The sequence below is a fragment of the Pseudomonas sp. HP_01 genome (assembly GCF_055284355.1).
The window spans coordinates 1-12,740 of sequence record NZ_JBTOPV010000054.1 but is presented as its reverse complement, the minus strand read 5'-3'; the positions used below and the strand labels follow the sequence as shown (position 1 = coordinate 12,740).

The 12,740-nt window shown below is 60.2% G+C and carries 10 protein-coding genes and 1 pseudogene; 2 read left to right on the top strand and 9 right to left on the bottom strand.

Features of this window, described 5'->3' with window-relative positions:
• Positions 1 to 317: 317 nt before the first annotated feature.
• Positions 318 to 902, top strand: a complete 585-nt coding sequence (locus ACYAR8_RS21725; RefSeq protein WP_074892817.1) for a DcrB/PsbP domain-containing protein — start codon at positions 318 to 320, stop codon at positions 900 to 902.
• A 94-nt stretch (positions 903 to 996) separates the two neighbouring features.
• Here the strand turns inward: ACYAR8_RS21725 and ACYAR8_RS21720 are convergent, their stop codons facing one another.
• Positions 997 to 2,166 carry a hypothetical protein gene (locus ACYAR8_RS21720; RefSeq protein WP_463581031.1) on the bottom strand — a complete coding sequence of 390 codons (1,170 nt, stop codon included), beginning with the start codon at positions 2,164 to 2,166 and terminating at the stop codon, positions 997 to 999.
• A gap of 105 nt (positions 2,167 to 2,271) precedes the next feature.
• Positions 2,272 to 2,907: a LysE family translocator gene (locus ACYAR8_RS21715; protein ID WP_074892815.1), complete on the bottom strand. Its 636-nt coding sequence runs from the start codon at positions 2,905 to 2,907 to the stop codon at positions 2,272 to 2,274.
• A gap of 304 nt (positions 2,908 to 3,211) precedes the next feature.
• Here ACYAR8_RS21715 and ACYAR8_RS21710 point away from each other — a divergent pair, with 304 nt between their 5' ends.
• Positions 3,212 to 4,291 (top strand): diguanylate cyclase, encoded by a 1,080-nt coding sequence (locus ACYAR8_RS21710; RefSeq protein WP_463581030.1) that lies wholly within the window; start codon positions 3,212 to 3,214, stop codon positions 4,289 to 4,291.
• Positions 4,292 to 4,293: 2 nt separating this feature from the next.
• Here ACYAR8_RS21710 and ACYAR8_RS21705 read toward each other — a convergent pair whose 3' ends face one another.
• The 7 genes and pseudogenes from ACYAR8_RS21705 to ACYAR8_RS21675 form a co-directional block, all read right to left on the bottom strand.
• Positions 4,294 to 5,184 (bottom strand): hypothetical protein, encoded by an 891-nt coding sequence (locus ACYAR8_RS21705; RefSeq protein WP_463581029.1) that lies wholly within the window; start codon positions 5,182 to 5,184, stop codon positions 4,294 to 4,296.
• Between the two features lie 101 nt (positions 5,185 to 5,285).
• A complete protein-coding gene (locus tag ACYAR8_RS21700; protein WP_463581028.1) occupies positions 5,286 to 5,996 on the bottom strand; it encodes a hypothetical protein in 711 nt (236 codons plus the stop codon).
• Between the two features lie 182 nt (positions 5,997 to 6,178).
• Positions 6,179 to 6,459: pseudogene (locus ACYAR8_RS21695) on the bottom strand (helix-turn-helix domain-containing protein).
• 392 nt (positions 6,460 to 6,851) lie between these two features.
• A complete protein-coding gene (locus ACYAR8_RS21690; RefSeq protein WP_427685406.1) occupies positions 6,852 to 8,171 on the bottom strand; it encodes an MFS transporter in 1,320 nt (439 codons plus the stop codon).
• A gap of 115 nt (positions 8,172 to 8,286) precedes the next feature.
• Positions 8,287 to 10,458, bottom strand: a complete 2,172-nt coding sequence (locus tag ACYAR8_RS21685; protein ID WP_463581027.1) for a TonB-dependent siderophore receptor — start codon at positions 10,456 to 10,458, stop codon at positions 8,287 to 8,289.
• Positions 10,459 to 10,862: 404 nt separating this feature from the next.
• Positions 10,863 to 12,044, bottom strand: a complete 1,182-nt coding sequence (locus ACYAR8_RS21680; RefSeq protein WP_463581026.1) for a PQQ-dependent sugar dehydrogenase — start codon at positions 12,042 to 12,044, stop codon at positions 10,863 to 10,865.
• A gap of 41 nt (positions 12,045 to 12,085) precedes the next feature.
• The gene (locus ACYAR8_RS21675) at positions 12,086 to 12,427 is read right to left on the bottom strand and encodes a hypothetical protein (RefSeq protein WP_074891739.1); all 342 of its coding nucleotides are present in this window, start codon (positions 12,425 to 12,427) and stop codon (positions 12,086 to 12,088) included.
• Between the last annotated feature and the right edge of the window lie 313 nt (positions 12,428 to 12,740).

Below are 12,740 nucleotides of genomic sequence, written 5' to 3'. Positions count from 1 at the left end.
CCCCCCCCCCCCCCCCCCCCCCCCCCCCCCCCCCCCCCCCCCCCCCCCCCCCCCCCCCCCCCCCCCCCCCCCCCCCCCCCCCCCCCCCCCCCCCCCCCCCCCGCTCCTACACTGGCCAGCGGCAGATGATCAGGTCCCGTGGCGTACACACTGGCCCCTTCCCGGCTGAACCCAGTCCTACAGATACACCGCGATCATCCCGCAGGACTCGCATGAGCGAGTCCCGCTGACACCCTCGCGCTCACGACTATCAACCTGCTATCACCCTCAGGCAAAATGCCGGACCTATGTAGGAATCATCCCCAGGAGTGGTCGGAATGCGCTTGTTCAGTTTAAGAACCCTGCTGGTCTGTACCGCGTTGGCTTCATGCCTGGGCATGGTCGGCGCGCAGGCCGCGACCAAGGCCAAACCCGCGCCGAAACCTTCTGGGCAAAAAGTCGCGATGCTCGGCGGCAAGTTCGCTTTCACCCTGCCGAAGGACTACGTCAAAGGCCCGATGGAAGAGATCGACGCCAAGGCCAGGGCTGCCGGCGTGACCGGCTCGCTGTACATGAACAAGCCGGCCAAGCGCGTGGTGATCATCACCGAAGCGCCGCTGCCCAATGACCAGAAGGTCGGCGCCAACGACAAGCAAACCCTTGACGGGATCATCGCCGACACGCTGCAACAGCAGCAGTCGAGCTACAAGGACTTCAAGAAGCTGGGCGAGAAAAAGATCGTACGAAAAGGCCTAGGCATGCGTCAGCTGGATATCTCAGGCAGCGTGGACGGCGGCCGGGTATTGAGCACGACGATTACTGCTGCCTACGGTAAACGCACGGCGATGGTCAACGTGATCTCCCTGGCGAAAGACGCCAAGGCCCACGCCGAGGTGGTGAAGGGTGTGACCGGCGGGAAATAAGGATTGCTGCTTTTTCGGCGGCGATTGCAGCCGGAAAAGCAGCGATTTCAGATCTACCGCCGTAAGATGTCGGCGGGCAGCAACCGGGGCTGATTTACTCGGGCAACGTCAGTTTTGTTCCGCCTGGATGCGCCTTGATGACGCTGTAAGGCAAGACCGACCATTCCGGACTTTCACACGCGCGCATGACGCGGGGGAAGGACGGGCCGAAAACGATGCCTTTTTCAGTCAAATGCCACGACGGAAATTCCCAGACCGACGGGTCGGTGTAGTCGCAATCGTCTTCGGTGGCAGGCTTCTGCATGTCTGCCGGGTGCGCGGCCTTCAGTTGACCGACCAGCCAGGGGGCGAAGGCTTTACCGCGGTAATCTGAATACGTGTCGAAACTCGTGCCACCTTCTTCATCACGTTCGTAGTGAAACGGCGCGCCCTTGCCGACCCACACCACATCTTCCAGCGTCAGCTCCTTCCCCGTGCTGGCATCCAGATTAAGCGGCGAGTCGCCGAAGTCCGGGTGTGCACCGCCGCAATCGTAATCGGTGAAGACGCTCAAACTCACGATGCCGGGCGTCAGCAAGTGCGGCGTGACCGTCTGCGCAAAATCACCGCCATTGCGGCTCGCGTTGAGCATGCACTGGTGGTAGCTGACAACCTCCTGCCAAAAGCGCGAGCGCAGTTGCTGATTAATAGCGGCGGCCTGCTCCGGTGAGTAACCCGAAGTGATTTCAAACATCGAAACACCTGACTCCGGCTCGACCCACCACTGCAGTCCATGGCCCATGAACGTGGCTTTTTTATCCGCCTTGAGCGGCAGGTGCGTGAGCCGCAGGTAGTCATAGGCCGACTGTTTGTAAATGGCCTGCCAACCCGATTCAGCGGAAGCATCCGGCGCGGTGATGGCGTGTTCGGCCAGTTGCACCTTGTAGGACTTGCCCTTGCTGCTCCAGTCCCCGGTCCAGCTTGCATCCGAATTTTTATGAAGGACCAGCTTCGGCAACCTGGCCTGATCGTCGTAGCTCAGGCCTTCGGTCAGCGTCAGATCATTCCCTTTCGAGGTACCAGAGAGCGGCAGGTCCTTGTGGTATTTCTCGTAGAAATAGCGTCCAGTCACCTCTTCAGCGCTGGTGAGATCAAGCTCCACGACGATGGGCGATTTACCCAAAGTGCCTGTCAGAACATGGACCGCATTCTCGGCGTGCAGGGTGAATGGCGCGACCAGCGCGGCGAGGCAGGTGATACGCAAAACGGAGAGAGAAAAAGGCATCAGACGTCCCTTGTGATGATGCTAACGAGTGGGGCCAGTAATCTCCCGAATCGCGGAGCGTCTGGCAAGGGCCAGCCGTGTTTTCCTCAACGCGTGACAGCGCACTCAACGCCTGCCTTCAACCGCCATCCGCACCGCGAACCCGAACAACACCGTGCCCATCACCCAGCGCTGCAGCGCCGCCCACCCCGGTTTCTGCGTGAGAAACGCTGCGATGGAGCCCGCCGCCATGGCCACCATCGCATTCACGCTCAGGCTGACCAGAATCTGCGCGCTGCCCAATATCAGTGACTGAGTGAGCACGCGGGTGCCGTCGCCGACAGTAATGAATTGCGGCAACAGCGACAGGTAAAGCACCGCCACTTTGGGATTGAACAGGTTGGTCATCAGCCCCATCAGGAACAGCTGCCGGTTGTTGTCCTGCGGCAACTCCTTCACTTGAAACGGCGAACGACCGCCCGGTTTCACGGCCTGCCAGGCCAGGTACAGCAGATACACGGCACCGGCCATGCGCAGTGTGTCGTAGGCATAAGGGACTGCCATCACCAACCCCGTGATGCCGAACGCCGCGCACAGCATGTAGAAGATAAAGCCAACCGCCACGCCGCCGAGGGAGATCAGACCCGCCTTGGGTCCTTGTGAGATGGATCGCGAAATGACGTAGATCATGTTCGGCCCTGGCGTCAGCACCATGCCGAGGGCAATAAGGGAAAAAGCGATGAGGTTTGAGAGTTCGGGCATCAGAGGCTCCTGCCGGGGTGACGGAATGCACATCCGGACAGCGCCGAATGGCCGCCATATTTCAGCCAACCTGCGTAGAACGGTCTATACACAGATGGCCGGAAAACACGCCATGACAGACGGCACCCGTCACTTATCCAAACGGCACCTGCGCCCACGCACCCTCCAATGGCGACCGGCGTGAATTATTTCTCCAATAGTGGCTAAATGCTCTTCCCAGTACCCCGTCGGCGGAGGACACTCGCAGCGTTGGTCGTGACCGATGTAGCCGTCGGGATGCTGCGTTATTACCCAGTAGAGCGCTATGAACACTTCGGTCCAAAAAGGTCTCTCCTTCGCCAAACGCATGCACTTGCCCCGCAGCATCGGCCTGGGCATTGGTTTCTTCGCGGTGGCTGCAGCGCTGTACCCTTCCCATCCGCCGGCCTGGGTGTGGATCGCCATGATCGCTCACGGTTACGGCTGGCCGCACATGGCTTACCTGCTCGCCAAGCGTTCACGCCAGCCTTATGCCGCCGAGCGCCGCAACCTGATCTACGACTCGCTGGGCGGCGGCTTCTGGGCGGGAGCGATGGGTATCAGCCCGCTACCCACCGTGACGGTGCTGTCGATGATGGCGATGAATAACATCGCGGCCGGTGGTTTACGTCTCTTCGTGTTGGGTTCGCTGGCGCAGATCGCCGGCGCACTGGTGGCGTACAGGATTTTCCTGCCGGCGCTATTCCCCCACGTCACTCAGCTGCAGCTGTTCGCCTGCCTGCCCATGCTGGTGATCTACCCGATGGCCATCGGTCTGGTCTGTTATCAGGTCGCGGTGCAACTCTCCAGAAGCAAGAAAGCACTGGAAAAACTCAGCGCCACCGACAGCCTCACCGGTCTTATGAACCACGGCGCGTGGAAGGATCGACTGGCGCTGGAGTTCGATAAGTGCCAGAAGCTCCACCGCCAACACAGCGTCGCGCTGATCGACATCGACCACTTCAAGACCATCAACGACACCTACGGCCACATCACCGGCGATAACGTGCTCAAGCAACTGAGCAACGCGCTGTCCGCCAGCCTGCGGCAGACCGATCTGGCCGGCCGTTATGGCGGCGACGAATTCTGCGTCATCCTCCCCGACACCACCCTGGCCCAGGCCACCGAAATACTCGAACGCCTGCGCCGTACGGTTCATGACCACGCCCACTCGGCCCTTCCCGATCTCAAGCTGAGCCTGAGCATCGGCGTCGCGGCGTATGGCGCGCACCAGACCGACGCAGGCCTGTGGCTGCACGAAGCCGACATGGCCCTGTACGACGCAAAAAGCGCCGGGCGCAATCGGGTCACGCCGGCGCAGCCATCCAGCGACGTGCGCGCGCGCGAGGGTGCGGCGTTGGAGTAAATTCAGCGCTTCGTGCGCATCAACGTTTCGAACAACGTAGGAACACTCGTGTCCTTCAGGTAGGCGCCGATGATCTCTCGAAGGGAGCGTGAAGGCTCTCTATTAAAAGGGGCCGTTTCATCCGCTGATTCGCGCGTCGCAAGCGCGGCGCGACTATCAGGCGTCGTACCTTTTAGGAAAGGTACGACGGTAGAAATATCGTATGTTTGCTCTGAAACGTTCTTGATCCAGTTCTTATGATCAAGAGAAAAATGATCAAACTGCCGGCCGAAGTCGGGTACAACGTCCCCTTTTTCCGAGAACCTGTTGACGATCTGCTCCAGGAAACGAAAATTCAGACTACTCATCGGGCTGTAATCGACATCCAGTGCAAAACGCAGAAAGCCGCGATCTAAGACTGTCGTACTGAAAGCACTTCCATTCAATATCCGATGGGCCGTCTTGGCGCTTTCCTCATTGAAGGAATAAGACACCTCGTGCCCTTCAGTATCAAACCGTTTGAGAGGCCGCTGCGGGATGATTTCGCATCCATTGTCCGATTTCCGGTAATAAGCAATGGACCAAGCCAGATCGTCCACGTAGGCAAGGTCGGCGCCTTTTACATTTGCAAATTCATAAACCGCAGAGAGTAGATTTCGATCTTCGGGTAACAGGAACAGTGTGGGGAATAACGTCGATAAGTTAGGATCGTATGCCACTGTGGTGGGCTCAACCGCATGCCCTTCGAAGAGCCGCGACATCATCAGCCCCCTTCCGCTGAGAGTGACAGGCGACTCGGGGGTTTGCTGCGCTTCATGACGTGAGGCGCTCACAACCCTCTTGATTTCGGGTTGGGTGATCGTCATCAAAGAGGTGGACTGAACATTGGTACTTTCTGGAATTGAAATGCTCATCGCACATACTCCGCTGGCGGCCGTCTTCGCCTAGGTGAAGACGGCCTGAGCTTTACTCAGTTACATATTTTTGCGTTAATCCGGGACCAGGTGCCCGGAAATCATGGAAGCATCTCTGCCGAGTTGTGAATCTGGTTGAGCAGGTCTTTAGGTGTGACTGTTTCAAATATCGCAATAAGGCTGTCGCCCAGCATAAGCGGCCCATACAACCCTTCTTCCCGATCCAGATGCGTTTGCTGCACGTCGCGGTAGGCCTCGGGGTAGATGCTTTTCTCAATGGGCAACAGCCGGTCGTAATGTTCCAGCAAACCGTGGAACACGATGCGCCGCTCGGTGACGCCGCGGGTGGTGGCGATCAGTTTGATGAAGAAATCCGAGTCGCTCTGACGCATAGCTTCGTACGCGGCGTATCGCTCCGCCAGGGTGTACGCGCAGGACTCGTCGAACACCACGCAGCACAGGTCCTGACGCGAGCGTGAGCCGAAGGGGTTGTTGGTCGCGCGGCGGCGATTGCTCTGCGCCAGCGCAAAGGCGACCGCCCGTTCGGCCTGATTCATGCGCTCTGGGCTGCCCAGGCTGGAGAGATCGTCCAGCGCGGGGGCCTGACGTCCCAATCGCTCGACCTCCGCGCTGAAGGTGGCAAACACGCCGTGGGGCCCGAGCCATTGCTTGTGCAGCTCGCTCAACTGCTCTCGGGACAGTTGGCTTTGCTCATCGACCAATCGCTGGAACGCGCTTGACGCGTCCACATTAAAGTCTGCATCGATGCACGGTTGCTTCAAGGGCTCAGACGTTGCGATTTGAAGGGTCATCGATTTCATCCTTATTATTGATCGTTATTGTGGGTGCATCATCGCGAACACTTCGCGGGGACACATCGAAGTGCCGAAAACAGGGTCATCACTCAAAAGACCACTTATTAAGACGCCAGCGTCATCGCGGCAACGTAGAGGTCGAAGACAGCTTTAAAAGTTTGGTTATTAAATCGGGTTAATTATGCACTTACCGCTCGACGGAACAATCCGTCAGATGTAGGGGTATTGCCAGTTTTTTCTTGCGTGGGGCCGAAACGTGCAGTGCCATGAGCTGCGCTCGATTTCTGACTTCGTTCTTCCTCAGCAACGACGACACGTGGTCGCGGGCCGTGTAATCACTGATCCCCAGCCGCTGGGCGATGGCTTTGTTGGTATGGCCCTGGAGCACTAGCTGAAGGACTTCCTGCTCTCTGGGGGTGGTTTTTTTCAATGGTCTACGTTTGCGTTGTTCTTCTATCATTGGCCCTCAACAGTCTCCGCGACTTGCCGACCCTGGTCGTTAAATCAGCCATGGCCGCAACAGTGTTCTTATTGATTTGAAGTCTCTAACCATTAGAGAATTTGCACAGTCAAGCCCGGTTAATAACCGAACAACGATAAGTAAAGTTTCCTACAAATATTAGCGAAGCATCCCCACTGAGCCCGCAGACAATCTATACAGACACGGCCCCGTGCAAGTCCATGGGATATATAACAGCGGGTCAGTTGTATAGACGGGGACAATAAACGCTGCAAATGATAATTACAATCATCTGTTACAAATCAGCGGATCAATCGTTTCAAATGCTGCGGATTGCGAACCCGCAGCATTGAGTCTTTAAGAAGGGACGCCATTGCGACATCCCTCCCCCTTCAGTTTCCCGCCTGTACCACCCGCGGATCATCGACCTGCATGCCCTTGCGCAGGCCAAAGAACATGGCCGTCACCAGACCGACCGCGCCCATGATCACGCAATAGCCGACGCACACCCACGGACTCCACGGCATCAAGGCGATCAGCGCCAGTGGCGTGGTGCTTGCCCACAGCGCGTAGCTGATGTTGTAGGTCAACGAGATGCCGGAGACGCGAATGTTCGCCGGGAACAGTCCGACCATGACCGAAGGCACGACGCCGACAATGCCGCAGGCCAGGCCAGCCACCGCGTAAGCGAGGCTCAACGGCAACCAGTGACTGACCAGACTGGCGTAAAGCACGCCGACGCCGACCGGCAGCAGCAGGCTGTAGAGCACCACCCCGCGCCAGGCGCCGATACGATCGACCAGCATGCCGGCCAGGACGCAGCCGATGTTGAGGAAGACGATACCGACGCTGCTCAAAGCGAACGTGTCGCTGGGGCTCATGCCGAAGCGCTGCTGCATCACCGTAGGCGTGATAACCACCAGCGTCACGACGGCGGAGGTCAGCACGCAAGTCAGTAACGCAGCCGGCAGCAGAGATTGCCGATGCTGGCGCAGGACAGCGCGCAGCGGCAGTTCAGTCATGCCTTCACGCTGGGCATGCATCGCCATGAACACCGGCGTCTCGCTGAGCCAGCGTCGCAGCCACACACCAATAACGCCGAACACGCCGCCCAGCAGAAACGGGATGCGCCAGGCGTAATCGAGGATTTCCGCGTGGCTGAACACTTTCGCCAGCCAGGTCGCCGTCAGCGCACCAATGAGGTAGCCGAAGGTCAGACCCGCTTGCAACACGCCCAATGCGTAACCGCGATGACCTTTCGGCGCGTGCTCGGCGACGAACACCCAGGCGCTCGGCACTTCACCGCCAACGGCGGCGCCCTGAAGGATGCGCAGCGCCAGCAGGATCAGCGGTGCCCAGTAGCCAATTTCGGCATAGGTCGGCATCACGCCGATCAGCAGACAGGGCAACGCCATCATCAGGATGCTGAGGCTGAACACGCGCTTGCGCCCCAGTTTGTCGGCGAAGTGCGCCATCAGAATGCCGCCCAGCGGACGCGCCAGGTAGCCGGTGACGAAGATGCCGAAACTCTGCAGCAAGCGCAGCCACTCGGGCATTTCCGGCGGGAAGAACAGCTGACTGAGCGTCAGGGCGAAAAATACGAAAATGATGAAATCGTAGATTTCCAGCGCCCCGCCCAGTGCCGCCAGACCCAGGGTTTTGTAGTCTCCCCGGCTGATGGGTTGTGGGCGCGGTCGAAGAATGGCTGTCATGAAAGACCCCAAATCACAGGTTGAAACGCACGCGGGTGCGACAAAGGCGCGCAGGATAACAAAGCTGACGGCTTGCGGGCGGATCGCTGACGGCTGACGCGTTTCAGCGGCTGATTTAAAAATTCACCGTCGCCGAAACCCGCGCCGTACGCGGTGCGCCGAGGAACAGGTAATCGTCCCCCAGGTATTCGCCCGCGTCGCGCCAGTAGCGCTTGTCGAACAGGTTGTCGACGGTCAGGCGCAATACCGTGTCGTAGCCCTCAATTTTCGTACTGTAGCGGCTGCCCGCGTTGAACACCGCGTAGTCATCGACCTTCACCGAGCCTTCGCGATTGGCGAACTTGCTGGCGCTGTATTGCACGCCGCCCAACAGCGCCAGCCCCTGAATCGGCAGGGCGTAATCGGCTGACAGGCTGCCACGGAATTTGGGCACGTTGATCGCCTGATGATCTTCGTAAGCCGCGGTGCCGCTGTCTTCAACCCGCGCGCGAATGGCGGCGACGCTGGCCGACATCTGCAACTGCGAGGTCACGTAGCCATTGGCGCTCAGCTCGACGCCAGTGTTTTTCTGCTGGCCCTGCTGGACGAAAGTGAGGGTGCCGTCGTCGTTGGGTTTCGAATACTGATACGCCTGTCGGGTTTGAAACACCGCTGCGGTGAAGCTCATGCGGCGCCAGTCGTACTTGACCCCGGCTTCCAGTTGGCGAGAGATCGTCGGCGCGAGGATTTCCCCGATATTGCTGTCGAACACCGACGCCGTGCCGCCCAGGGACAAGCCTTTGCTGTAGCTCGTGTACAGCGAAACGTTATCGATCGGCTTATAGATCAGCGCAGCCTGGGGCAGGAAGATCGACCGCTCGGTGTGACGGTTGTCGCTGCCGTCCTCGTTGTAGGCCTTTTCGTCGAGCTTCACTTCACGCCCCCCGATGACCGTTTGCCAGTGTTCGTTGAAACTGATGCGATCGGTGGCGAAGAGTCCGTACTGGCGACTGTCCAGGCGCCGTTCAGTGTGGCCCACGGAAAGGTCCGACGGCGCGAAGCTGTCCGGCGTCTCGTGGATGTTGCCGGAGCCTACGTAATCGCTGAAATACGGCCGGGTGTCGACCGTGCGCCGGAACGCGCTGGTGCCAAACGTCAGCTCATGCTTGAGCCAGCCGGTGTCGAACAGGCCGGTCATCGACGCTTCGACTTCATCATTGCGTCGCGTGTCGTCCGGGCTGCGGAAATCGTAGATGTCGTAACCGCCGCTCGGCGTGAAGTGCCCGGTCAACGGCTCGGCAGGGCAGTCACTCTGGTAATAGCAGCCGTAGGCGAAGGCGCTGTAGTCGTCGATGACCACGCGGCTGCGTGAGGCGCTGAGGCTGGCTTTCCAGTCGTCGCTGAGGCGGTATTCGTAACGACCGGTCATGTTCAGCGAGTCGATGCCCACCGGGTTCGAGCCGCTTTGATAGCCCAGCAATTTGCGCGGCGAGGCGTCGTGGGGCAGCTCGGTGCCGCCCAGCAACTGATAGCCCGGCACCGAGCGCTGTTCTTTGGTCTGGTATTCAACGTCGAGCTGCAGGGTGGACTGGTCGTTGATGTTCCAGTCGAAGGCCAGGGAGGCGAAATCCCGCTGACCGTTGGCGTGCTCGACGTAGGAGCGAATGTCCTCGTGGGCAACGTTGGCGCGCAGGCCGAATTGCTTCTCGCTGCCGAACCAGCCGCCGACGTCCGTGGCGATGTAGCGCTCGCCGTGCTCGTTGGTCGAAAGCGTCACTGAGCGCACGTCTTCCGGGCGTTTGGTCTTGTAATTGATCACACCCGCCGGCTCCGACACGCCGCTCTGCAGGCCCGACAGCCCCTTGAGCAGCTCGACCTGTTCCTTGTTCTCCAGCGCCACGTTTTGCTCGCCGGTGATACTCCGCCCGTTGATGCGGTAGCTGTTGGCCGCGTTGAGCGAGAAACCGCGCACGACGAAATTCTCGTAATAGCCCACCGGCGCATAACTGTCGCCCACCGACGCGTCGTTGCGCAAAACATCGCTGAGCAGTTTGGCCTGCTGGTCCTTCAGCCGCTCGGCGGTAAACACCGATATCGACGCCGGCGTATCCCGCAGTGGTGCTTCGTTGAACCCGCCCACCGAGGCGCCACTCGCCTGATAGATCGACTCCTGCTCCCCGGTCACCCTTAGCGCGTCCAGTGTCACCGGCTCGACTTCCTGGGCTGCCAGCCATGGCGAAGCGAAAGCGATACTCAGCGGCAGCAGCCGACGGGTGAAACCGGCAGCGGGACGGGACGAGGTGATCATCGGCGGTTGAATTCCTGGAGAGGGGCAGTCGGGCAACGAGAAACACAGGCCAGTTCGGCGGCGCCTCTTTTACGTTCTGCGCGGCATTTTTACAACCGGGATTGGTGTGGAATTCGGTGTGCAGGTGACTTTTGTATGACCGGCTTCAGCCGGGAAGACTGCGCCATTGGCGAAACAAATGCGTCGGATGTACCGGCCGCTTCCCGGCTGAAGCCGGTCCTACGGTCCCTTTCTGGCCGACATAGCAATTTCGAATCAGACGAGCTTTTGTAGGACCGGCTTCAGCCGGGAAGGCTGCGGCATTGGCGAAACAACTGCGTCGGATGTACCGGCCCCTTCCCGGCTGAAGCCGGTCCTACTAGATGCAGTTAACCAAGCGCTTGGGCGATAATTTCAAGGTAGGGCTATTGCTCCACCTTCAACCCGACCTTCAACAGCTTCCCGTTATCCTCGTCCGTCAGCACATACACATACCCGTCCGGCCCCTGCCGCACATCGCGGATGCGGGACTTGAGCTCGCCGAGCAAACGTTCTTCATGCACCACCTTGTCGTCTTTGAGCTCCAGACGAATCAGCTCCTCGGACGCCAGCGCGCCGATGAAGACGTTGTGGTCCCATGCTTTGAACGTGCTTGAGTCGTAGAACGCCATGCCGCTGACGCCCGGGGATTTCTCCCACACATGGAAAGGGTTTTTCACGCCCTCGACTACCTTGCCCTTGGACTCGGAAATCGGCTCACCGCTGTAGTCGATGCCGAAGGTCGAGATAGGCCAGCCGTAATTGCCGGCGCGTTCGATGATGTTGATTTCGTCGCCTCCACGCGGGCCGTGCTCGTTGGTCCACAGCGTGCCGGTCCAGGGATTGAGCGCGGCGCCCTGTTGATTGCGATGACCGTAGCTCCAGATTTCCGGGCGCACGTTTTGCTGGCCGACAAAGGGGTTGTCTTTGGGAACGGTGCCGTCGGGGTACAGGCGCACGACCTTGCCCTGCAGTTTGTCGAGGTCCTGGGCCGTGGCCCGGTCGTTGTTTTCACCCAGCGCGATGAACATGTAACCGTCGCGATCAAAGACGATGCGCGAGCCGAAGTGGTTGCCCACCGACAGTTTAGGCTGCTGCTGGAAGATGCGCGTGAAGCCTTCCAGCTTGGTCATGTCTTCCGAAAGCCTTGCGCGCCCCGCCGCCGTGCCGCCGGTTTTTCCGTCGCTCGCGGCCTCGGAGTAGGTGAGGTAAACCATGCGGTCCTTGGTGAAATCCGGCGACAGCTCGACGTCCAGCAAACCGCCCTGCCCTTGCACCCAGACCTTCGGCACGCCGGAGATCGGTGCAGACAGCTTGCCGTCAGGCGTTACCCGACGCAGGTTGCCGGTGCGCTCGGTGACCAACATCCCCTGGGAGTCCGGCAGAAACGCCACGGCCCATGGATGCTGCAACCCGCCGACGACCTCATCGACTGTCAGCGTGCCGGTCTCGCTTTGGTAAGTCGCGGCAGTTGCTTGCATGGAGAAGCCCAGTAATGCGGTGGCGCATAAGGTCGCCAGCAACGTTTTGCGGAGGGCGAGCGTGTGAAAAGGGGTGGCGCGCAACATAGGCAATTCCTTCTGAAATGGAAGAGAGGCTGGCAGTCGTTTCAATTGCTGCGGCGTTCGGCATCGCCGCCAGGCCGAGCGGGTTGTTGTCGGGTCGGATAACCGTTGCCGATGCCACCGTTTTCGAGGGTGGGCGGACGGGTCTGAGTCGGGCCCAGGTTAGGGCCACCGATACGCGGCGCGATGGACTCGGTGCCCTGACGGCTGTTGGGATTGGCGCGGCGCACGGCGCCGTTGTCGGGAACGTTGATCGAGCGGCTCGGATAACCGGCGGCCGCCAGAAGCGGCGGCGAGTGCGCGGTGTGATCATCGGCCTGCGCCAGCCCGGCCGACAGGAGCCCGCCGAGCAAGAGGACGGCGAGGCGTCGCGGAAAACTGTTCATCATTTACCTTCTGTGGGATGGGTAACGATTCCGGTCTTTGATGGCGATCAAGCGCGTAGGTTCGCGCTGTCACGGTGGATGAGCAACGTGTAGGACCTTTCGCTTTGTAACAAGAGTAGTCGGCGGGCCTGTCGAACAGACGCCCTGGACAGGCGACGCAATGGTGTGGGTTCACACTATCCCCTGTAGGAGCGGGGGGGGGGGGGGGGGGGGGGGGGGGGGGGGGGGGGGGGGGGGGGGGCCACGGCCGAGACGCGGCACCGCGCCACCCACGCACCACCCGCCGACGCGGGCGGCGGGGGGTGGGCGGGGC